20 protein-coding genes, 3 tRNA genes and 1 rRNA gene are annotated in these 23,162 nt (G+C 56.0%); 1 reads left to right on the plus strand and 23 read right to left on the minus strand.

Features of this window, described 5'->3' with window-relative positions; translation table 11 throughout:
* From PG883_RS14470 to PG883_RS14580, 23 genes are all read right to left on the minus strand, one after another.
* Window positions 1-99 (minus strand): 16S ribosomal RNA (locus PG883_RS14470); the annotation flags it as partial.
* A 401-nt stretch (window positions 100-500) separates the two neighbouring features.
* Window positions 501-1,043 carry a D-glycero-beta-D-manno-heptose 1,7-bisphosphate 7-phosphatase gene (gmhB, locus tag PG883_RS14475; RefSeq protein WP_043153901.1) on the minus strand — a complete coding sequence of 181 codons (543 nt, stop codon included), beginning with the start codon at window positions 1,041-1,043 and terminating at the stop codon, window positions 501-503.
* Window positions 1,044-1,156: 113 nt separating this feature from the next.
* On the minus strand, window positions 1,157-2,341 hold the full coding sequence (tuf, locus tag PG883_RS14480) for an elongation factor Tu (RefSeq protein WP_005306325.1): 1,185 nt from the start codon (window positions 2,339-2,341) through the stop codon (window positions 1,157-1,159).
* Between the two features lie 54 nt (window positions 2,342-2,395).
* Window positions 2,396-4,501, minus strand: a complete 2,106-nt coding sequence (fusA, locus tag PG883_RS14485; RefSeq protein WP_010675948.1) for an elongation factor G — start codon at window positions 4,499-4,501, stop codon at window positions 2,396-2,398.
* Between the two features lie 75 nt (window positions 4,502-4,576).
* On the minus strand, window positions 4,577-5,047 hold the full coding sequence (rpsG, locus tag PG883_RS14490; RefSeq protein WP_010675949.1) for a 30S ribosomal protein S7: 471 nt from the start codon (window positions 5,045-5,047) through the stop codon (window positions 4,577-4,579).
* A 93-nt stretch (window positions 5,048-5,140) separates the two neighbouring features.
* Window positions 5,141-5,515 carry a 30S ribosomal protein S12 gene (gene rpsL, locus PG883_RS14495; RefSeq protein ID WP_005306278.1) on the minus strand — a complete coding sequence of 125 codons (375 nt, stop codon included), beginning with the start codon at window positions 5,513-5,515 and terminating at the stop codon, window positions 5,141-5,143.
* Window positions 5,516-5,697: 182 nt separating this feature from the next.
* Window positions 5,698-5,976, minus strand: a complete 279-nt coding sequence (gene tusB / locus PG883_RS14500) for a sulfurtransferase complex subunit TusB (protein ID WP_041211914.1) — start codon at window positions 5,974-5,976, stop codon at window positions 5,698-5,700.
* Between the two features lie 7 nt (window positions 5,977-5,983).
* Window positions 5,984-6,340 carry a sulfurtransferase complex subunit TusC gene (gene tusC, locus PG883_RS14505; RefSeq protein WP_029314860.1) on the minus strand — a complete coding sequence of 119 codons (357 nt, stop codon included), beginning with the start codon at window positions 6,338-6,340 and terminating at the stop codon, window positions 5,984-5,986.
* 9 nt (window positions 6,341-6,349) lie between these two features.
* A complete protein-coding gene (gene tusD / locus PG883_RS14510) occupies window positions 6,350-6,742 on the minus strand; it encodes a sulfurtransferase complex subunit TusD (RefSeq protein ID WP_010675952.1) in 393 nt (130 codons plus the stop codon).
* Between the two features lie 86 nt (window positions 6,743-6,828).
* The gene (locus PG883_RS14515) at window positions 6,829-7,209 is read right to left on the minus strand and encodes a RidA family protein (RefSeq protein WP_010675953.1); all 381 of its coding nucleotides are present in this window, start codon (window positions 7,207-7,209) and stop codon (window positions 6,829-6,831) included.
* A 26-nt stretch (window positions 7,210-7,235) separates the two neighbouring features.
* A complete protein-coding gene (locus PG883_RS14520; RefSeq protein WP_010675954.1) occupies window positions 7,236-7,952 on the minus strand; it encodes a helix-turn-helix transcriptional regulator in 717 nt (238 codons plus the stop codon).
* Window positions 7,953-8,149: 197 nt separating this feature from the next.
* A complete protein-coding gene (gene rpoC, locus PG883_RS14525) occupies window positions 8,150-12,454 on the minus strand; it encodes a DNA-directed RNA polymerase subunit beta' (protein WP_010675955.1) in 4,305 nt (1,434 codons plus the stop codon).
* A gap of 91 nt (window positions 12,455-12,545) precedes the next feature.
* Window positions 12,546-16,574, minus strand: a complete 4,029-nt coding sequence (gene rpoB / locus PG883_RS14530; protein ID WP_010675956.1) for a DNA-directed RNA polymerase subunit beta — start codon at window positions 16,572-16,574, stop codon at window positions 12,546-12,548.
* 222 nt (window positions 16,575-16,796) lie between these two features.
* Window positions 16,797-17,162, minus strand: a complete 366-nt coding sequence (gene rplL / locus PG883_RS14535; protein WP_010675957.1) for a 50S ribosomal protein L7/L12 — start codon at window positions 17,160-17,162, stop codon at window positions 16,797-16,799.
* A gap of 51 nt (window positions 17,163-17,213) precedes the next feature.
* Complete coding sequence (gene rplJ, locus PG883_RS14540; RefSeq protein ID WP_005339895.1) at window positions 17,214-17,714, minus strand: 50S ribosomal protein L10; 501 nt, start codon at window positions 17,712-17,714, stop codon at window positions 17,214-17,216.
* Between the two features lie 256 nt (window positions 17,715-17,970).
* A complete protein-coding gene (gene rplA / locus PG883_RS14545; protein ID WP_010675958.1) occupies window positions 17,971-18,672 on the minus strand; it encodes a 50S ribosomal protein L1 in 702 nt (233 codons plus the stop codon).
* Between the two features lie 4 nt (window positions 18,673-18,676).
* Window positions 18,677-19,105 carry a 50S ribosomal protein L11 gene (gene rplK, locus PG883_RS14550; RefSeq protein WP_005306313.1) on the minus strand — a complete coding sequence of 143 codons (429 nt, stop codon included), beginning with the start codon at window positions 19,103-19,105 and terminating at the stop codon, window positions 18,677-18,679.
* 134 nt (window positions 19,106-19,239) lie between these two features.
* Window positions 19,240-19,791 (minus strand): transcription termination/antitermination protein NusG, encoded by a 552-nt coding sequence (nusG, locus tag PG883_RS14555; RefSeq protein WP_010675959.1) that lies wholly within the window; start codon window positions 19,789-19,791, stop codon window positions 19,240-19,242.
* Window positions 19,792-19,800: 9 nt separating this feature from the next.
* Window positions 19,801-20,172, minus strand: a complete 372-nt coding sequence (gene secE / locus PG883_RS14560) for a preprotein translocase subunit SecE (RefSeq protein WP_010675960.1) — start codon at window positions 20,170-20,172, stop codon at window positions 19,801-19,803.
* Between the two features lie 60 nt (window positions 20,173-20,232).
* Window positions 20,233-20,309: transfer RNA gene (locus tag PG883_RS14565), tRNA-Trp, on the minus strand.
* Between the two features lie 52 nt (window positions 20,310-20,361).
* Window positions 20,362-21,546: an elongation factor Tu gene (tuf, locus tag PG883_RS14570; RefSeq protein WP_005306325.1), complete on the minus strand. Its 1,185-nt coding sequence runs from the start codon at window positions 21,544-21,546 to the stop codon at window positions 20,362-20,364.
* A gap of 172 nt (window positions 21,547-21,718) precedes the next feature.
* Window positions 21,719-21,793: transfer RNA gene (locus tag PG883_RS14575), tRNA-Gly, on the minus strand.
* A gap of 38 nt (window positions 21,794-21,831) precedes the next feature.
* Window positions 21,832-21,916, minus strand: a tRNA-Tyr gene (locus tag PG883_RS14580).
* Window positions 21,917-22,179: 263 nt separating this feature from the next.
* Between PG883_RS14580 and coaA the strand changes: the two genes are divergently transcribed.
* Window positions 22,180-23,118: a type I pantothenate kinase gene (coaA, locus tag PG883_RS14585; RefSeq protein ID WP_029314861.1), complete on the plus strand. Its 939-nt coding sequence runs from the start codon at window positions 22,180-22,182 to the stop codon at window positions 23,116-23,118.
* Window positions 23,119-23,162 lie beyond the last annotated feature (44 nt).

Consider the following 23,162-nt stretch of genomic DNA (forward strand, 5'->3'; position numbering starts at 1 on the left):
CGGCAAAAGTAGCAAGCTACTTTCCCGCTGCCGCTCGACTTGCATGTGTTAGGCCTGCCGCCAGCGTTCAATCTGAGCCATGATCAAACTCTTCAATTTAAGTTTGGTTGCCAATAAAGGCGGCTCAATGAATTGCTGAATTAACTGCTGCAACTAAAAGTTGCTTTGGTCACTTCATCAGACATTGAAAATCAAAAATTGTTTTTGATGCTCGATGCTGTGAGTGCCCACACAGATTGCTTGATTCAAATTGTTAAAGAGCGACGCAGCTTTTGGCTACTGCGGGAGTGGAATTCTACTCAACCGCCTTCTCGAGTCAAGCCTTATTTTCAAAGGCTTTTCGAGGCTACCGACCGGCTTGTTTGCGTTACCGCTTGCCCTGTCGATGGATGCGCATTATAGGGAGCGAATTCGTTCTGGCAAGGGGATAATTGCAAAAAGATGGCTTCCATCGTTCAATCGCTCACAAAGCCACCAAAAAGCATCTTAATCCAGCGAAATCAGCCTGCGACAGGTGCTGCAACGGCAAAATCATGCAGGTTGTCGTAGATGGCATCGGCCAGTTCAATCCCCGCATCAGTAATCGGCTTACCCGTTCTGACCATTATCTTGTGACCGACCTTGGCATTGATGGCCGCCTTCAAGTCTGAAGGTTTGTCACCCACCATATAAGAGCGGCTCATATCGATACCGAGCTCCCGCTGGGCAAGCAACAACATACCCGGTTCGGGTTTGCGGCAGTCGCAGGGGGCACCGTGGTTCGGGTGATGGGGGCAGAAGTAGATACCATCGAGATCCACATCGCGATCGGCCAATGACCAATCCATCCACTCGGTCAGGTTCATGAAGTCATCTTCAGTGAAGTAACCACGGGCAATGCCGGATTGGTTGGTCACCACGACCAGCAAATAGCCTTTTTTCTTCAGCAATTGCATGGCCTCAATCGCCCCGGGCAGAAAATGGAAGTCATCAACCTGGCTGACATAACCCGTGTCTTTGTTGATGACACCATCGCGATCCAGAAAAATGGCGGGTTTACTCACAGCAACTACCTCTATAGATGATTTCGCAAAAGTATCTCACAAGCCATTTAAAGCCCCAAAAGTAAAAGGGGTGGCCGAAGCCACCCCTTTTATATGTGCATATAAAGTATCGATTAAGCGATAACTTTAGCTACAACACCAGCACCTACGGTACGGCCACCTTCACGGATGGCGAAACGCAGGCCGTCGTCCATCGCGATCGGCGCAATCAGGGTAACAACCATCTTGATGTTGTCGCCCGGCATGACCATCTCTACGCCTTCCGGCAGTTCGATGGTACCGGTCACGTCGGTAGTACGGAAGTAGAACTGCGGACGGTAGCCCTTGAAGAACGGAGTGTGACGACCACCTTCTTCTTTGGACAGCACGTACACTTCGGATTCGAACTTGGTGTGCGGCTTGATGGTGCCCGGCTTGGCCAGTACCTGACCACGCTCTACGTCTTCACGCTTCACGCCACGCAGCAGCGCGCCAACGTTCTCACCTGCACGACCTTCGTCCAGCAGTTTGCGGAACATTTCAACGCCGGTACAGGTGGTCTTGGTGGTATCTTTGATACCAACGATTTCCACTTCTTCACCAACCTTGACGATACCGCGCTCTACACGACCGGTTACTACGGTACCACGGCCTGCGATGGAGAAGACGTCTTCGATAGGCATCAGGAACGGCTGGTCAATGGCACGCTCCGGCTCCGGAATGTAGGTGTCCAGGTGGCCAGCCAGTTCCAGGATCTTCTCTTCCCACTGAGCTTCGCCTTCCAGCGCTTTCAGTGCGGAACCACGTACTACCGGCAGGTCATCACCCGGGAAGTCGTACTCAGACAGCAGTTCGCGAACTTCCATCTCGACCAGTTCCAGCAGCTCTTCGTCATCTACCATGTCGCACTTGTTCATGAACACGATGATGTACGGAACGCCTACCTGACGACCCAGCAGGATGTGCTCACGAGTCTGCGGCATCGGGCCGTCAGTCGCTGCTACTACCAGGATTGCGCCGTCCATCTGGGCAGCACCGGTGATCATGTTTTTAACGTAGTCGGCGTGACCCGGGCAATCTACGTGAGCGTAGTGGCGGGTAGCAGTGTCGTATTCTACGTGGGAGGTGTTGATGGTGATACCACGCTCACGCTCTTCCGGTGCCTTGTCGATCTGGTCGAAGGCGAAAGCTTTACCACCGAAGTGCTTGGCCAGCACGTTGGTGATGGCGGCGGTCAGGGTGGTTTTACCGTGGTCAACGTGGCCGATGGTGCCGACGTTTACGTGCGGTTTATTACGCTCAAATTTTTCTTTAGACACGACGTAGTCCTTCTAGGTTAAACCCGCCTACCGTCGTAGGCGGGGAATCTTAAATTACTTGGATTTGCGCTCTTCGATCACGGCCTGGGCGACGTTGGTCGGGGCATCGTGATACTTGGCGAATTCCATGGCGTAGGAAGCACGACCCTGGGTAGCAGAACGCAGGGAGGTGGCGTAACCGAACATTTCGGCCAGCGGCACCAGCGCACGTACGATCTTGCCGGACGGGCCATCTTCCATGCCTTCGATCAGGCCGCGACGACGGTTCAGGTCACCGATCACGTCGCCCATGTAGTCTTCCGGAGTCTCGACTTCGACCTTCATGATCGGTTCGAGCAGTACCGGGTTGGCCTTCATGAAGCCAGCCTTGAACGCCAGAGAAGCAGCGATCTTGAACGCCAGTTCGGAAGAGTCGACATCATGGTAGGAACCGAAGTGCAGACGCACACCCAGATCCATTACCGGATAGCCTGCCAGCGGGCCGGACTTCAGCTGCTCGCGGATACCCTTGTCAACACCCGGGATGAATTCGCCCGGAATCACGCCACCCTTGATGTCGTTGACGAATTCGTAGGCTTTGCCTTCTTCCAGCGGGTACATGTCGATAACGACGTGACCGTACTGACCACGACCACCGGACTGCTTGGCATGCTTGCCTTCAATGTCCTTGACGGTGTTGCGGATGGTTTCACGGTAGGCAACCTGCGGCTTACCTACGTTGGCTTCTACCTTGAACTCGCGACGCATACGGTCAACGATGATGTCCAGGTGCAGCTCACCCATACCGGCGATGATGGTTTGACCAGATTCTTCGTCGGTCCATACGCGGAAGGACGGATCTTCCTGAGCCAGACGGCCCAGAGCCAGGCCCATCTTCTCTTGGTCAGCCTTGGATTTCGGCTCAACGGCGATGGAGATTACCGGCTCCGGGAATTCCATACGCTCCAGGATGATCGGTGCGCTTTCGTCACACAGGGTATCACCGGTGGTGACGTCCTTCAGGCCGATGGCAGCAGCGATGTCGCCTGCGCGAACTTCTTTGATCTCTTCACGCTTGTTGGCATGCATCTGAACGATACGGCCGAAACGCTCGCGCTTCTCTTTAACGGAGTTCAGCACGGAGTCACCGGAGTTGACCACACCGGAGTAAACACGGAAGAAGGTCAGGTTGCCCACGAACGGGTCGGTAGCAATCTTGAATGCCAGAGCAGAGAACGGCTCGTCATCGGAAGCGTGACGCTCGTCCTTGGTCTCGCCATCCAGCTTCAGACCGTCGATAGCAGCAACGTCGGTCGGAGCCGGCAGGTACTCGACCACGGCATCCAGCATGGCCTGTACACCCTTGTTCTTGAACGCGGAGCCACAGGTAACCAGGATGATTTCGTTGTTCAGAACACGCTGACGCAGAGCTTTCTTGATCTCTTCTTCAGTCAGTTCTTCACCACCCAGGTATTTTTCCATCAGGTCTTCAGACGCTTCAGCAGCGGCTTCAACCAGGTTCATGCGCATTTCTTGCGCTTGTTCCAGCAGCTCAGCCGGGACGTCTTCGTAGTCGAAGGATACGCCCTGGTCAGCTTCGCTCCAGTTGATGGCTTTCATCTTGACCAGGTCGATAACGCCCTTGAAGTTCTCTTCGGAACCGATGTTCAGTTGCAGAGGAACCGGGTTACCTTTCAGACGGGTCTTGATGTGCTCAACGCAGCGCAGGAAGTTGGCACCGGTACGGTCCATCTTGTTGACGAACGCGATACGGGGAACCTTGTACTTGTTAGCCTGACGCCATACGGTTTCAGACTGGGGCTGTACGCCACCTACGGCACAGTACACCATCACGGCGCCATCCAGAACACGCATGGAACGCTCTACTTCGATAGTAAAGTCAACGTGGCCCGGGGTATCGATGATGTTGATACGGTGCGGTTGGAACTGTTTACCCATACCGGACCAGAAAGCGGTGGTCGCGGCGGAGGTGATGGTGATACCACGCTCTTGTTCCTGTTCCATCCAGTCCATGGTGGCGGCGCCATCGTGAACTTCACCGATCTTGTGACTTACACCGGTGTAAAACAGAACGCGCTCGGTAGTAGTAGTCTTACCGGCGTCGATGTGAGCGGAGATACCGATATTACGATAACGCTCAATGGGGGTTGTACGAGCCATTGTCATCCTCTTACTAGGGCGCTTGTCCCCAGATAATTAAAGGTGCGCAGAGTCATAAGACCCTGCGCAAGCGGATTACCAGCGGAAGTGAGCGAAGGCCTTGTTCGCTTCAGCCATACGGTGAACGTCTTCACGTTTCTTGACAGACGAACCCTTATTGTCAGCGGCATCCAGCAGCTCGCCAGCCAAACGCTGAGCCATTGATTTTTCACCACGTTTACGAGCGGCATCAACCAACCAGCGCATTGCCAGAGCATTGCGACGTACCGGACGAACTTCTACCGGCACCTGATAGGTTGCACCACCGACGCGACGAGATTTAACCTCGACCGCCGGACGAATGTTGTCCAGAGCGACTTCGAACAGGGCCAGGTGCTCTTTGCCAGATTTGGTGGCAATGATGTCCAGGGCGCCATAAACGATGGCTTCTGCAACAGATTTCTTACCGTCAACCATTACTACGTTGACAAATTTAGCCAGCAGCTCAGATCCGAACTTGGGATCCGGCAGGATTTTACGCTGACCAACAACACGACGTCTTGGCATTTCAAATTCTCCGTAACTTCAGGGGTTACCCAAAACTAGAAAGTTATCTAACTAGAAACGAATTAACGTTTGGCCTTACTTAACGGAGAACCATTAAGCTTTCGGACGCTTCACGCCGTACTTGGAGCGAGCCTGCTTACGGTCTTTAACACCGGCACAGTCCAACGCACCACGAACGGTGTGATAACGAACACCTGGCAAGTCTTTTACACGACCGCCACGGATCAGAACAACAGAGTGCTCTTGCAGGTTGTGACCTTCACCACCGATGTAGGAGGTGACTTCGAAGCCGTTGGTCAGACGTACACGGCATACTTTACGCAGTGCAGAGTTAGGCTTCTTCGGGGTGGTGGTGTATACACGGGTGCATACGCCACGCTTCTGAGGGCACGCTTCCAGCGCCGGCACGTTGCTTTTCACAACGAGCTTGATGCGTGGCTTGCGAACCAACTGGTTAATAGTTGCCATCAAAAGGCTCCTGATAATGACTTCATAAACGTGTGAAAAATCCTCCCCGCAGATACGGGGACGCGAAATTTTATGCCCTGTTGTCTGGGGAGTCAAGATTTATACAATTTGCACACCGAAATGGCAAATGACAGTCGAATGACATTATGCTAAGCAACTGAGATAAAAAGGAAAAACCAAACCTAAGCGCCCCAGGTCTGCGGTGATCCGTGCTCGGCGATCAACCTGATCAAACCCGGCATATCGAGTTCCATCCCGATCCCGGATGACAAGCCTCTCGCTTGCAGGTCTTCCTTCATGACGTACAGGGGGACCTCTGCCAAGCGCTCGCACCACCCGGGGGCAGCCGCCGCCATCACGGCATCCTGCATCAACACCACCAGATCCCCTTCCATGCGGTAACGCAACGCCAACTCGAGATCCTGGCTCATGAAGGGAGAGTTCAATATCAGCTGTATCACGGGCACCTCAGAAGCAGATGTGGGTGGTGAAACCCGCCCAGCTACGGCGAATTTCCGCAGGAGAGAGCGGAATCACTGGGATTAGCAGATCCGCCGCCGTCAGTCCTCGCTCAGCCAGTGACACCGCACAGACATAGATCTCTTCGATGTCATACAGTTCCAGCATCTTGAAGGTCGGGGCGTAGTGACGCTGCAATATGGCGTGTGGTGATTGCTCCCTCACCAGTTGCATCACGCCATCCCCCACCAGAAAGAGTGCCAGGGACTCCGTCAATGCAGAGGTGGCCAGCAGAGCATCCAGCCCCTCCCGACCACTCGCCGAACCATGGGGACCACGCCGTGAGATAAACGCTATTCTGGTCATTTTGCCCCCCTAGAACTGAACGAAGCGATCAGCGGTCAGTGCGGCTTCCGCCAACTGACCGAGCCCGCTCAGGCAGAATGGCGCTTCCAGATTGAAATGCTCCCGTCCCATTCCCTTGGCCTCCTGCTCATCCAGCACGCCACGGCGCATGGCCGCAGCCACACACACATCGATGCGGATACCCTGCTGGATGGCCAACTCGCGCCACAATGCCACCAGGTCGGTCTCATCGCTGGCTGGCGCATGGAGGCCATTGGCATTGCACACCCCCTCCTGATAGAAGAAGAGGTGGGACAAGCGGTGTCCCTGCTCGACCAGACTCAGGGCAAAACGATAGGCCGTGCTGGCCGTCTGGGTGCCATAGGCGGGCCCGGTGACCAGCAGAGCAAAATTCAGACTCATGATCGCACTCCTGCACAGCGGTGTATCCATTCTACCTCACAGACGCAAAAGCCCCTCCTGGGAGGGGCTTTTCCAATGAAACAGGCTCAGACGTAAGCGATGGCTTCGACTTCGACCAGTACATCCTTGGGCAGACGAGCAACTTCCACGCAGGAACGTGCCGGGGCGGACTCGCCAAAGTAGCGGGCATACACCTGGTTGAAGGCCACAAAGTTGTTCATGTCACTCAGGAAGCAGGTGGTCTTCAGCACCTTGCTGGTATCGGCCCCTGCGGCTTTCAAGACGGCAACCAGATTCTTCATCACCTGCTCTGCCTGAGCCTCGATGCCACCGGCAACGATGTCCATGGTGGCCGGATCGAGCGGGATCTGCCCGGAGGTAAAGACCAGCTCACCCAGCTTGGTAGCCTGGACATAAGGGCCAATTGCGGCAGGCGCCTTGTCGGTTGCAATCACTTCTTTAGCCATTGTTATCTATCCCCTATCTATGGCGCTTACTCGCTCTCTTCTTCACCCTGCTTGCGCTGTCGGATGTAGAGATACACGGTATGTTTGGAAATATTCAGCTTGTCGGCGACCAGGTTGATCGAGTCCTTGATATCAAATATGCCCTTCTCGAACAACTGGGTCACGATAAAACGGTTCTTGGCATTGTTGGCCACGGAGGGATCACGATTGATCTCGTCGATGGTGTTGTCCACCGTCTGGGCAACCAGCTCTTCGACGCTGTTGGCGAAGGTCTCCGGTGATTGCCGCTCCACCTGCTGTGGCGTCGGGAAGAATTCGGCCACGAACTCGTGGAAAGGTGCATTGATGTGCAGGTTGATGCAGATAAGGCCGATCACCTGCTTGTCGCGGTTACGGATGGCGATGGTGCTCGACTTCATCAAGGCACCGGTCCGACTGCGGGCAAAATAACTCTGGGTGTGATCCTGACCCGTGCTCTCGATGTCCTTGAGCATCCGCAGGGCGAGATCGGTGATCGGCGCCCCCAGAGTTCGACCCGTATTGAAACCATTCGCGATTTGGATCACGGACTCATGCAGATTTTCCAGAGAGTGGAGCACCACCTCGCAGTGCTTGCCGAACAGATCGGCCAGGCCTTCGATAAGGCCCCCATATGAACGCAACAGCTCCCTGTCTTCGTCTGTAAAAGCGCGACCGCTCAGTTGCTCTTCGGGAAGCAGTACTTCCTCGATACCGACAGCCATGTTCTACCCCTGTAATACCCATTCAACTTTCCCGAGTTTTCAGTTGCGACGGGGCAATGTCAACTTTTTTTGATTTTTTGCTCTATAACCTTGCACTGGATCATCCCCCTGCCCCAGCCCAGTGCACGCTGGGCGCCGGATGGGAAATAAAAAAAGGGCCCCTAGAAGGGGCCCTTTTCGATCACTGCTGCGGAAGATTACTCTTCGTCAAAACTGCCGGCTGCGTTGAGCAGATCCGCCAGGTTTTGCTGAGCTTCATCGGCAGTCACCTGCGGCACACCGACAGCACGAGCTGCGGCGGCACGCTGGTTGATGCGGCTGTGGTGGTAGGCAAAGCCGGTACCAGCCGGGATCAGACGACCCACGATCACGTTCTCTTTCAGGCCGCGCAGTTCATCACGCTTGCCACCAACGGCTGCTTCGGTCAGCACGCGGGTGGTCTCCTGGAAGGAAGCCGCGGAGATGAAGGACTCGGTGCTCAGAGATGCCTTGGTAATACCCATCAGGATATGACGGTAGGTAGCCGGGGTCTTCCCTTCGGCAACCAGTTTACGGTTGGCGATCTTCACACGGGCCACTTCAACCTGTTCACCTTCGATCAGGTCGGTGTCGCCAGCGCTCAGGATCTCGCACTTACGCAGCATCTGACGCACGATGACTTCGATGTGCTTGTCGTTGATCTTAACGCCTTGCAGACGGTAAACGTCCTGCACTTCGTTGGCGATGTAGTTGGCGACCGGGCTGATACCGCGCAGACGCAGGATGTCATGAGCAGACTCGGGACCGTCCGCCAGCACTTCACCCTTCTCAACTTTTTCACCTTCGAACACGTTGAGGTGACGCCATTTCGGAATCATCTCTTCATAGATCTCGCCACCATCGGTCGGGGTGATGACCAGACGACGTTTGCCCTTGGTCTCTTTCCCGAAGGAGATGGTACCGGAGATCTCGGCCAGGATGGCCGGCTCTTTCGGCTGACGTGCTTCGAACAGATCCGCAACGCGCGGCAGACCACCGGTGATGTCCTTGGTACCACTGGACTCTTGGGGGATACGCGCAACCGCGTCACCCACGCCCACGTTGGCACCATCTTCCAGGTTCACGATCGCCTTGCCCGGCAGGAAGTACTGGGCGGGAACGTCGGTGCCCGGGATCATCACATCCTTGCCATTCAGGTCGACCAGTTTCACGGTCGGACGCATCTCTTTACCGGCGCTCGGACGTTCGTTGACATCCAGCACGACGATGGAAGAGAGACCGGTCAGCTCGTCGGTCTGACGAGTGATGGTCACACCGTCGATCATGTGTTCGAAGTGCAGGCGACCCGCCACTTCGGTGATGATCGGGTGGGTGTGCGGGTCCCAGTTCGCGACGGTATCACCGGCGTTCACCGCTTCGCCATCCTTCACTTCCAGCACGGAACCGTAAGGCAGCTTGTGGCTTTCCTTGGTACGGCCCATCTCGTCCATGATGGTCAGCTCGGTAGAACGGGAGGTGATAACCAGCTTGTCAGAGTTGTTCAGAACGAACTTGGCGTTCTGCAACTTGATGCTACCGGTGTTCTTCACCTGGATGCTGCTCTCGGCAGCCGCTCGGGATGCGGCACCACCGATGTGGAAGGTACGCATCGTCAGCTGGGTGCCCGGTTCACCGATGGACTGAGCGGCGATAACACCGACAGCCTCACCCTTGTTAACCAGGTGACCACGGGCCAGATCACGGCCGTAGCAGTGAGCACAGTTACCGAAGTCGGTCTCACAGGTGATGGCAGAACGTACCTTCACGCGGTCGACGGAGTTGCGCTCCAGCAGGTCACACAGCTGCTCGTCGAGCAGGGTGTTGCGCGCTACCAGCACTTCATCCTCGGTACCCGGCTTGATCACGTCTTCGGCCACCACACGACCCAACACGCGCTCACGCAGCGGCTCGACCACGTCGCCACCCTCGATCAGCGGAGTCATCCACAGACCGTCGGTAGTGCCGCAATCGTCCTCGGTGATCACCATGTCCTGGGCCACGTCAACCAGACGACGGGTCAGGTAACCGGAGTTCGCTGTCTTCAGTGCGGTATCCGCCAGACCTTTACGAGCACCGTGAGTGGAGATGAAGTACTGCAGTACGTTCAGACCTTCACGGAAGTTCGCCACGATCGGCGTTTCGATGATGGAGCCATCCGGCTTCGCCATCAGGCCACGCATACCGGCCAGCTGACGGATCTGGGCGGCGGAGCCCCGCGCACCAGAGTCGGCCATCATGAAGATGCTGTTGAAGGAGGCTTGCTCTTCCTCATCGCCCAGGGAGTTGACGTTACGCTCCTTGGAAAGGTTGTCCATCATGGCCTTGGAGACGCGATCGTTCGCGCTGGCCCAGATATCGATAACCTTGTTGTAACGTTCGCCCGCGGTTACCAGACCGGACAGGAACTGGTCCTGGATCTCGGCAACTTCGGCTTCTGCAGCAGCGATGATGTCTTTCTTGGCATCCGGGATGACCATGTCATCGATACCAACAGAGGCACCGGACAGGGCCGCGTAGTGGAAACCGGTATACATCAGCTGGTCAGCGAAGATGACGGTATCCTTCAGGCCCTGCTTGCGATAGCAGGTGTTCAGCAGACGGGAGATGAGCTTTTTGCCCAGCGCCTTGTTGGAGACGCACTTGATCCAGTTCTGCGGGTTGGCGTCCAGGTCAGCCTGCTCTGCAGCAGTCAGTACCTTGGGCTCGTCGATCAGGGCGTATTCCATGCCTTTGGGCAGGATCAGGCTCAGGATCGCACGACCAACGGTGGTGTTCTTCATCTCGGTCTTGGCAACCAGCTCACCGGCTTCGTTCTTCACGTACTCGGTGATGCGGCACTTGACGCGAGCATGCAGGTCGGCCAGACCGGCACGGTAGACCTTCTCGGCCTCTTTCGGGCCGGACAGCACCATACCTTCGCCCTTGGCGTTGATACGGGCACGGGTCATGTAGTACAGACCCAAGACCACGTCCTGGGAAGGAACGATGATCGGCTCACCGGAGGCAGGCGACAGGATGTTGTTGGTGGACATCATCAGGGCGCGCGCTTCCAGCTGGGCTTCCAGGGTCAGCGGTACGTGGACCGCCATCTGGTCACCGTCGAAGTCCGCGTTATAGGCGGCACAAACGAGCGGGTGCAGCTGGATGGCCTTGCCTTCGATCAGGGTCGGTTCAAACGCCTGGATACCCAGACGGTGCAGGGTCGGTGCACGGTTCAGCAGAACCGGGTGTTCGCGGATCACTTCGTCCAGGATGTCCCAAACGACGGCTTCTTCGCGCTCCACCATCTTCTTGGCGGCCTTGATGGTGGTCGCCAGACCGCGGGATTCCAGCTTGCCGTAGATGAAGGGCTTGAACAGCTCAAGTGCCATCTTCTTCGGCAGACCGCACTGATGCAGACGCAGGGTCGGACCTACGGTGATAACGGAACGACCGGAGTAGTCGACACGCTTACCCAGCAGGTTCTGACGGAAACGACCTTGCTTACCCTTGATCATGTCAGCCAGGGATTTCAGCGGGCGCTTGTTGGAACCGGTGATGGCACGACCACGACGGCCGTTGTCCAGCAGGGCATCCACGGACTCTTGCAGCATGCGCTTTTCGTTGCGCACGATGATGTCCGGCGCAGCCAAGTCCAGCAGACGCTTCAAGCGGTTGTTACGGTTGATCACGCGACGGTACAGATCGTTCAGATCGGAGGTCGCGAAACGGCCGCCGTCCAGCGGTACCAGCGGACGCAGGTCCGGCGGCAGCACGGGCAGCACTGTCATGATCATCCACTCCGGCTTGTTGCCGGATTGCAGGAAGGCTTCCATCAGCTTCAGACGCTTGGTGGTCTTCTTGCGCTTGGTCTCGGAGTTGGTCTGATCCAGCTCCTCACGCATGGCTTTGACTTCACCTTCCAGATCGATGGCGCGCAGCAGAGCCAGAATGGCCTCGGCACCCATCTTGGCGTCGAATTCGTCGCCCCACTCTTCCAGAGCGTCCAGATAGTTCTCTTCGGAGAGCATCTGGCTGCGCTCGAGGTTGGTCATGCCGGGTTCGATCACTACATAGGATTCGAAATACAGCACGCGCTCGATGTCACGCAGGGTCATGTCCAGCAGCAGACCGATACGGGACGGCAGGGACTTCAGGAACCAGATGTGGGCAGTCGGGCTGGCCAGCTCGATGTGGCCCATGCGCTCGCGACGGACCTTGGTCTGGGTCACTTCTACACCGCACTTCTCGCAGATCACACCACGGTGTTTCAGGCGCTTGTACTTGCCGCACAGACACTCGTAGTCCTTCACCGGTCCGAAGATACGGGCGCAGAACAGACCATCACGCTCCGGCTTGAAAGTCCGGTAGTTGATGGTCTCAGGCTTTTTGACCTCACCGAATGACCAGGAGCGGATCATGTCAGGAGAGGCCAGACCGATCTTGATACTGTCAAACTCTTCGGTCTTGGTCTGAGCCTTCAAAAACTTGAGTAAGTCTTTCACGTGTTTCCCCTGTCAGGAGTCTAACCTCGGCGCCCCGGCTGCCGAAACAGCGGGGCGCCCACGTCAATTCTCGAACAATAAGAGCGAGCTCTTACTCTTCGTCCAGCTCGATGTTGATACCCAGAGAGCGGATTTCCTTCAGCAATACGTTGAAGGATTCGGGCATACCCGGCTCCATACGGTGGTCGCCATCCACGATGTTCTTGTACATCTTGGTACGGCCGTTCACATCGTCAGACTTGACGGTCAGCATTTCCTGCAGGGTATATGCCGCACCGTAAGCCTCCAGGGCCCACACTTCCATCTCACCGAACCGCTGACCACCGAACTGCGCCTTACCACCCAGCGGCTGCTGGGTAACCAGGCTGTAGGAACCGGTAGAACGCGCGTGCATCTTGTCGTCTACCAGGTGGTTCAGCTTCAGCATGTACATGTAACCCACGGTGACCTTGCGCTCGAAGGCGTTACCGGTACGACCGTCGAACAGGGAGATCTGACCGGATTCCGGCAGATCGGCCAGCTTCAGCAAGGCTTTGATTTCGCGCTCTTTGGCACCATCAAAGACAGGTGTAGCCACCGGCAGACCCTTACGCAGGTTACCCACCAGGGTACGCACGTCGTCGTCAGACAGCTCGGCAATGTTCACTTGCTGGGAGTCCTTCTCGCCCAGGTCATAGACCTGTTGCAGGAACTCGCGCATCTCGTGCAGCTCGCGCTGTTCTTTGATCATGCGGTCGATCTTCTCGCCGATGCCCTTGGCCGCGAGGCCCAGGTGCACTTCGAGGATCTGACCGATGTTCATACGAGACGGTACACCCAGCGGGTTCAGTACGATGTCGACCGGACGGCCGTACTCGTCATGGGGCATATCCTCGACCGGACAGATCTTGGAGATAACACCCTTGTTACCGTGACGGCCCGCCATTTTGTCACCCGGCTGGATGCGACGCTTGACGGCCAGATAGACCTTGACGATCTTCAGTACGCCCGGCGCCAGGTCATCGCCCTGGATGATCTTGCGACGCTTGTTCTCGAATTTCTTGTCGAACTCGGCCTTCAGCTCAACGTGCTGTTCAGCGATCTGCTCCAGCTCGATTTGCTTGGCCTCATCTTCGATGGCCAGCTCAAACCACTTGGAACGATCGAGCTTGTTCAGACGATCTTCGCTGTAACCGGCGGCCAGCAGCAGGTTGCGGGAACGGCCGAAAATGCCGTCTTCCAGGATCTTGAACTCTTCGGTCAAGTCCTTCTTCGCTTCCTTCAGCTGCATCTCTTCGATTTCTTTGGCGCGCTTGTCTTTTTCCACGCCATCGCGGGTAAAGACCTGCACGTCAACCACGGTACCGTACACACCGTTCGGCACACGCAGGGAAGAGTCCTTCACGTCGGACGCCTTCTCACCGAAGATGGCGCGCAGCAGCTTCTCTTCCGGGGTCAGCTGGGTTTCACCTTTCGGAGTCACCTTGCCGACCAGAATGTCGCCGCCCTTCACTTCGGCACCCACATAGACGATACCGGACTCGTCCAGCTTGGACAGAGCGGCTTCACCCACGTTCGGGATGTCAGCAGTGATCTCTTCCGGACCCAGCTTGGTGTCACGGGAGATACAGGCCAGTTCCTGGATGTGAATGGTGGTCAGGCGATCTTCCTGAACAACACGCTCGTTCACCAGGATCGAGTCTTCGAAGTTGTAACCGTTCCACGGCATGAACGCGACGCGCAGGTTCTGACCCAGCGCCAGTTCACCGAGATCGGTGGACGGGCCGTCAGCCAGTACGTCGCCCGCCATCACCGGCTCACCCAACATCACGCACGGACGCTGGTTGATACAGGTGTTCTGGTTGGAACGGGTGTATTTGGTCAGGCTGTAGATGTCGATGCCGGCTTCGCCAGGCAGCAGCTCATCTTCGTTGACCTTGATAACGATACGGGAGGCATCGACATAGTCGATCATGCCGCCACGCTTGGCCACTACGGTCACACCGGAGTCAACGGCCACTGCGCGTTCCATACCGGTACCAACCAGCGGCTTGTCAGCGCGCAGGGTCGGTACAGCCTGACGTTGCATGTTTGAACCCATCAATGCGCGGTTCGCGTCATCGTGTTCCAGGAACGGGATCAGGGCCGCTGCCACAGAGACGATCTGTTGCGGGCTCACGTCCATGTACTGGATCTGGTCGGCGTTCATAAAGGTGGATTCACCTTTGTGACGGCACGGGATCAATTCATCTTTCAGACGGCCATCTTCGGTGGTCGCGGCGTTGGCCTGTGCGATCACGTACTTGCCTTCTTCAATCGCAGACAGGTAATCCACTTCGTCGGTGATCACACCGTCGATCACCTTGCGGTACGGGGTCTCGAGGAAACCGTACTCGTTGGTGCGGGAATACACGGACAGCGAGTTGATCAGACCGATGTTCGGACCTTCCGGCGTTTCGATGGGGCACAGACGACCGTAGTGGGTCGGGTGTACGTCTCGAACTTCGAAGCCGGCACGCTCACGGGTCAGACCGCCCGGGCCCAGCGCGGAGATACGGCGCTTGTGGGTCACTTCGGACAGCGGGTTGTTCTGGTCCATGAACTGGGACAGCTGGCTGGAACCGAAGAACTCTTTGACCGCGGCGGAGATCGGCTTGGCGTTGATCAGATCCTGCGGCATCAGGGTGTCCAGATCGCCCAGAGACAGGCGCTCCTTCACCGCACGCTCGACACGGACCAGACCGACACGGAACTGGTTCTCGGCCATTTCACCGACGGAACGAATACGACGGTTACCAAGGTGGTCGATATCGTCCACTTCGTCGTTACCGTTACGGATGTCGATCAGGCGCTTCATGACCTCGACGATATCGTCCTTGGTCAGCACGCCAACGCCAGTCTCGTCTTCACGACCCAAACGGCGGTTGAACTTCATCCGACCTACGGTAGACAGGTCGTAACGCTCGGAAGAGAAGAACAGGTTCTCGAACAGCTGCTCGGCCGCTTCGCGAGTGGGCGGCTCGCCCGGACGCATCATGCGATAGATCTCGACCAGGGCTTCCAGGCGGCTGGAGCTGGAGTCGATACGCAGGGTCTCGGACATGTAGGCACCGTGATCCAGTTCGTTGGTGAACAGAACCTCGAAGTGCTTGAAGCCGGCTTGGGACAGGTTGGCAACCGCTTCCAGGCTCAGCGCCTGGTTGGCAGTGACAACCATCTCACCAGTCTGCGGGTGCGCGTAGTTCTTGGCTGCAACTTTGCCAACAACATACTCTACCGGCACCTCGATCTGGGTGATGCCGTCTTTTTCCAGCTGACGGATGTGACGGGCAGTGACACGACGACCGGTTTCAACCACCACGGCGCCATTGGCAATGATGTCGAAGGTCGCGGTCTCGCCACGCAGGCGCTCGGGCACCAGATCCATCATCAACTTGCCATCCTTGACTTCGAAACCGATGGTCTCGAAGAAGGTGGCCAGGATTTCTTCGGAACTGAAGTCCAGGGCGCGCAGAATAATGGAGGCTGGCAGTTTACGACGACGGTCGATACGGACAAACAGGTTGTCTTTCGCATCGAACTCGAAGTCCAGCCAGGAGCCACGGTAGGGGATAACGCGAGCGTTATAAAGCACCTTACCGGATGAATGTGTTTTGCCTTTATCGTGGTCGAAGAAGACGCCCGGGCTGCGGTGCAGCTGGGAGACGATGACCCGCTCGGTACCATTGATGACAAAGGTGCCGTTCTCGGTCATGAGCGGAATCTCGCCCATGTATACTTCTTGTTCCTTGATATCTTTGACGGTGCCGGCAGCTGCTTCACGGTCGTACAGAACCATACGAAGCTTGACACGCAGCGGCGCGGAGTAGGTCACTCCACGGATCTGGCATTCTTTTACGTCAAATACCGGCTCACCCAGGCGATAGCTGACATACTGAAGCTCAGCACTACCGGAGTAACTGGTGATCGGGAAAACGCTACGGAAAGCGGCCTCTAGGCCATATTCACCTTCCGGGTCGGCCTCGATGAACTGCTTGAAGGAGTCCAGCTGAATGGACAACAGATAAGGCGTGTCCAGTACCTGGTCTCGCTTACCGAAGTCCTTACGAATGCGTTTTTTTTCGGTATAAGAGTAAACCATAGGGTTCCTCAGCTCGCTGATAAGTGACCCACTCTGTCCCGCGGGACAGCTCTGTCTCAACACCGTTTTGTGTTGGCCCGGACGATGAAGCGGTCCGGATTGCTGGTGCACCGAGAGTCGTAAACGGTGTGAAATGCTCTCAGTCTACAGCGCAAAAAGGCTGGTGAACAAACATTCACCAGCCCTAGCCTGTTTTATCAGGCTAATCTACATAAATGCAGATTATTTGATCTCAACAGAAGCACCGGCAGCTTCCAGCTCTTTCTTCAGAGCTTCAGCTTCGTCCTTGGACACGGCTTCTTTCAGATTGGTCGGAGCAGCTTCTACCAGGTCCTTGGCTTCTTTCAGGCCCAGACCGGTAGCGCCACGAACGGCCTTGATGACGGCAACTTTGTTGGCGCCAGCAGCAGTCAGAACTACGTCGAACTCGGTCTTCTCTTCTACTGCTTCAGCAGCAGCCGGGCCGGCCATGACGGCAGCAGCGGCAGAAACACCGAACTTCTCTTCCATAGCTTCGATCAGCTCAACAACTTCCATTACGGACATGGAAGCAACGGCTTCGATGATTTGGTCTTTAGTGATAGACATGACAAAAATTCCTGATGTTGAATAAACTCAAACAGCCTAGATAGGCGAGAATCAAGCAGCAGCTTGTTTCTGGTCGCGAACAGCAGCGATAGTACGAACCAGCTTGCCAGCAGAGGCTTCCTTCATGGTAGCCATCAACTTCGCAATTGCTTCTTCGTAAGTCGGCAGCGTGGCCAGACGATCAATTTGTGCTGCGGCGATAAACTCACCGTTAAAAGCGCCAGCCTTGATTTCGAACTTTTGGTTCGCTTTGGCAAACTCTTTGAACAGACGAGCGGCAGCGCCCGGGTGTTCGTTAGAGAAAGCAATCAAGGTAGGACCGGTAAATGCGTCGTTCAGGCACTCGTATTCGGTACCTTCTACCGCGCGACGCAGCAGGGTGTTACGCACAACGCGCATGTACACACCAGCTTCACGAGCGGTCTTACGCAGGACGGTCATCTTGTCTACAGTGACGCCGCGAGAATCGGCTACAACTGCAGAAAGAGCGCCTTTGGCAGCTTCGTTGACTTCAGCAACAATTGCCTTTTTGTCTTCGAGTCCCAATGCCATTGGCTTAACTCCTGGATTGAATCCGGGTCTGTTGACCCAGTACTGACACATCCCCCCTACCTTTACAACAGAGGGGAACGATGCGGTAGCAGGATTCCAGAAGAGAAAGAATCTTTCTCGCTGGGTTTCCGGCACCGTCTACGCAGGAAGAATTAAGGCTTTGCGGCCTCCTGCGGTCTTGGACGGAGGTCGAAACCCCCAACCAATCAAGGCGCAAAATTATAGATTAAATTTTGCGCCTTGTAAAACCCATCAATTAGGCCTGAGCTTCCAGGGAAGCTTGGTCTACGGCAACACCGGCACCCATGGTGGTGGAGATGCTGACTTTCTTGATGAATACACCCTTGGCGGAGGACGGCTTGGCCTTCTTCAAGGCAACCAGCAGCGCTTCCAGGTTTTCTTTCAGCTGAACTTCGTTGAAAGAGACCTTGCCCAGAGTGGTATGAATGATACCGTTCTTGTCGTTACGGTAACGAACCTGACCAGCCTTGGCGTTCTTGACGGCTTCGGCTACGTTCGGAGTGACGGTACCCACTTTCGGGTTCGGCATCAGACCGCGCGGGCCCAGGATTTGACCCAGTTGACCAACAACACGCATGGCATCCGGGGATGCGATGACGACGTCGAAGTTCATCTCGCCTTTCTTGACCAGCTCGGCCAGGTCGTCCATACCAACCAGTTCAGCACCGGCAGCCTTGGCGGCTTCGGCGTTGGCACCCTGGGTGAACACGGCGACACGGATGTCACGACCGGTACCGTGCGGCAGTACAGTTGCACCACGTACGTTCTGATCGGATTTACGAGCATCGATACCCAGGTTGACAGCAACGTCAACGCTTTCAACGAACTTGGCAGTAGCCAGTTCTTTCAGCAGGGCAATGGCTTCGTTGATGGAGTACTCTTTGGTACCGTCAACTTTTTCGCGAATAACGCGCATACGCTTGGACAGTTTAGCCATTGTCTTACTCCTCCACTACCAGGCCCATGGAACGAGCGGAACCGGCGATGCAACGTACTTTTGCATCCAGATCGGCACCAGTCATATCCGGCTCTTTGGTCTTGGCGATTTCTTGCAGCTGAGCCACAGTCACCTTACCAACCTTGTCTTTGTTCGGCTTGGCAGAACCAGACTGGATACCAGCGGCTTTCTTCAGCAGGAAGGAAGCGGGCGGAGTCTTGGTTTCGAAGGTGAAGGAACGGTCGCTGTAAACGGTGATCACGACCGGAGTCGGAGAACCTTTTTCCAGCTTTTCTGTACGGGCGTTGAACGCCTTACAGAATTCCATGATGTTCACGCCGTGCTGACCCAGAGCGGGACCAACGGGAGGGCTGGGGTTAGCACTGCCAGCCTTAACTTGCAGCTTGATATAAGCTGTGACTTTCTTAGCCATTACAAAAATACCTCAAAAATGGGTTCTAACGCCTCGGAGACATGCTCCTGCAAACGGCTCCCCAACAAATAAAGGGGCAGCGAATTATAGAGATAATCGCTGCCCCTGACAACCGTTAAACGTACAGAGATTAATCAGCCTTTTTCGACCTGACCAAAATCCAGTTCTACCGGCGTTGAGCGGCCGAAGATCAGTACGGAGACCTTCACGCGGCTCTTTTCGTAGTCCACCTCTTCAACGGTACCGTTGAAGTCGGCGAACGGACCATCGGCAACCCGGACCATCTCACCCGGTTCAAACAGGGTTTTCGGACGCGGCTTGTCGTGGGCATCTTGCAGACGATTGAGGATGGCATCCGCTTCCTTATCGGAGATAGGAGCAGGGCGATCGGAGGTACCGCCGATGAAACCCATGACGCGCGGTACATTGCGTACCAGGTGCCATGTGGTTTCATCCATCACCATCTGGACCAGGACGTATCCCGGGAAAAATTTGCGCTCACTCTTGCGCTTCTGGCCAGCACGCATCTCGACCACTTCTTCGGTCGGGACCAGCACTTCACCAAACAGCTCTTCCATGCCATGCATCTTGATATGTTCACGCAGGGATTTGGCAACACGGCCTTCGTAGCCGGAAAATGCCTGCACGACATACCATCTCATACGCTGTTCACGTTGTTCAGTCATGGCTTATCCTTACACACCGGTAATCAGGTTGACCAACCAGACCAAGGCGCCGTCCAACACGAACAGCAGCAGCCCCATCACGGCAGTCACCGCCAGCACAATCAGGGTTGTCTGAATGGCTTCCTGACGGGTCGGCCATACGACCTTGCGGACTTCCAGGCGAGACTCACGGGCAAACGCCAGTGTTGCCTTGCCCTTGGTGGTTTGCAGGGCCACTGCACCGGCAGCAGCGATGACAACGACCACACCCAGGGCGCGGACGGCAGCAATAACGTCGCTCAGCAGGTAATTGCCCACTACAGCGGCCGCCAGGATGATGAAAACCAGGCCCCAAAGCAGGGTATCCTTGCTTCCGCCCTGACCCTCAGAACTAACACTCATACAACCCACCTGTATCTGACGTAACCAAAGACACAAAAGCCCCGTACGAGACGAGGTATATGGCAGGGGCGGCAGGACTCGAACCCGCAACCATCGGTTTTGGAGACCGCTGTTCTACCAATTCGAACTACGCCCCTGCATAAGAAAGCCCCTATTATAGGGGCTTTGCTTTATTTATGTAAGCCAAGATTAAGCGATAACTTTGGCTACAACACCAGCACCTACGGTACGGCCACCTTCACGGATGGCGAAACGCAGGCCGTCGTCCATCGCGATCGGCGCAATCAGGGTAACAACCATCTTGATGTTGTCGCCCGGCATGACCATCTCTACGCCTTCCGGCAGTTCGATGGTACCGGTCACGTCGGTAGTACGGAAGTAGAACTGCGGACGGTAGCCCTTGAAGAACGGAGTGTGACGACCACCTTCTTCTTTGGACAGCACGTACACTTCGGATTCGAACTTGGTGTGCGGCTTGATGGTGCCCGGCTTGGCCAGTACCTGACCACGCTCTACGTCTTCACGCTTCACGCCACGCAGCAGCGCGCCAACGTTCTCACCTGCACGACCTTCGTCCAGCAGTTTGCGGAACATTTCAACGCCGGTACAGGTGGTCTTGGTGGTATCTTTGATACCAACGATTTCCACTTCTTCACCAACCTTGACGATACCGCGCTCTACACGACCGGTTACTACGGTACCACGGCCTGCGATGGAGAAGACGTCTTCGATAGGCATCAGGAACGGCTGGTCAATGGCACGCTCCGGCTCCGGAATGTAGGTGTCCAGGTGGCCAGCCAGTTCCAGGATCTTCTCTTCCCACTGAGCTTCGCCTTCCAGCGCTTTCAGTGCGGAACCACGTACTACCGGCAGGTCATCACCCGGGAAGTCGTACTCAGACAGCAGTTCGCGAACTTCCATCTCGACCAGTTCCAGCAGCTCTTCGTCATCTACCATGTCGCACTTGTTCATGAACACGATGATGTACGGAACGCCTACCTGACGACCCAGCAGGATGTGCTCACGAGTCTGCGGCATCGGGCCGTCAGTCGCTGCTACTACCAGGATTGCGCCGTCCATCTGGGCAGCACCGGTGATCATGTTTTTAACGTAGTCGGCGTGACCCGGGCAATCTACGTGAGCGTAGTGGCGGGTAGCAGTGTCGTATTCTACGTGGGAGGTGTTGATGGTGATACCACGCTCACGCTCTTCCGGTGCCTTGTCGATCTGGTCGAAGGCGAAAGCTTTACCACCGAAGTGCTTGGCCAGCACGTTGGTGATGGCGGCGGTCAGGGTGGTTTTACCGTGGTCAACGTGGCCGATGGTACCCACGTTAACGTGCGGTTTATTACGCTCAAATTTTTCTTTAGACATGATCGTCCCTCTAAACTAACGCTGAGTACGCGGTGGCAAGCTAACCACAGAACAGTTTATATGATGGATTTGAATCAAGGGGAGTAGAGAGGTTGGTGCTGACAGGCTGGTTCGATTGCCGAACTCACCCTAAGGTGTGGCTCTCAGAATTACCTGAGCCATATCAGCATCTTGGAGCGGGCAGCGGGAATCGAACCCGCATCATCAGCTTGGAAGGCTGAGGTAATAGCCATTATACGATGCCCGCATTTCTCTAACCCAAAGAACTCAAACCGCAGAGAAATATGGTGGAGGGAGAAGGATTCGAACCTTCGAAGGCAGAGCCGTCAGATTTACAGTCTGATCCCTTTGGCCGCTCGGGAACCCCTCCAGTTGCATAAATGCCACAACGGTAATTCTGCTTGCACCCGTTGTTTTTGTCGCTTTTGCTGGGCAAATAGACGACAGACATCCAAGCGTCGCGCATTTTATGGTAAGGATTTTGGGGATGCAACCATTGCACCTTGCAAAATGTGCATTTATGCCGGGATCCAGGCAAAAAAACGCTCCTTCTCCGTCCCGACCGGACGCGTCCCTTGTCGCTCCCGATCCCTTGGTGTATGGTCGCCCTGCCCAAGAAACAGTGATGACACCATGACGACAGAGCATAACCCCTATTTGCAATTCACCCGCGAACAATGGGCGTTATTGCGCGATGCGGTCCCCCTGACCCTGACCGAGCACGATCTGCAGACCCTGCGCGGGATCAACGAGAAGGTGTCATTGCGGGAAGTGGAAGAGATCTATCTGCCCCTCTCCCGTCTCCTCAATCTCTACGTCAAGGCCAAGCAGCGCCGCAGCCGGGTGCTGGAGCAGTTTCTCGGTCAGTCCCGCGGCAAGGGCACCTATATCATCAGCATCGCCGGCAGCGTGGCGGGGGGAAAGAGCACCACGGCCCGTATCCTTCAGGCACTGCTGGAGCGCTGGCCGGAGCACCCCAGGGTGGAGCTGGTCACCACCGACGGCTTCCTGTTTCCCAACAAGGAGCTGGAAGCCCGTGGCCTGATGCGCCGCAAGGGGTTCCCCGAGTCTTATGACATCCGCCATCTGGTGGAGTTTGTCGCCAATATCCGCGCCGGCCACGAGAAGGTCGAGGCCCCCGTCTACTCCCACCTCATCTATGACATCCTGCCCGACGAGAAGAAGGTGGTGGAGCAGCCGGACATCCTGATCCTGGAAGGGCTCAATGTGCTGCAAAGCGGCATGGACTATCCCCAGGACCCTCATCGCGTGTTCGTGTCGGACTTCGTCGACTTTTCCATCTATGTGGATGCCGATGCCGAGCTGCTGCGCACCTGGTACATCGATCGTTTTCTCAAATTCCGCAGCGGCGCCTTCTCGGATCCCGACTCCTATTTCCACCACTACGCCAAGCTGGCCGAAAGCGAGGCGACCGAGATCGCCAACAACATCTGGCAGGATATCAACTACCTGAATCTGCAAGAGAACATCTTGCCGACCCGGGAGCGGGCCAACCTCATCCTCACCAAGGGCAACGAGCACGCCATCGAGCAGATCAAGCTGCGCAAGTGACCACTGTCGCAATGCATACATGGAAGAGGGGGCCCGCAGGTCCC

The sequence above is a fragment of the Aeromonas sp. QDB25 genome (assembly GCF_027707725.1).
In the GTDB taxonomy this organism is placed as follows: domain Bacteria; phylum Pseudomonadota; class Gammaproteobacteria; order Enterobacterales; family Aeromonadaceae; genus Aeromonas; species Aeromonas caviae.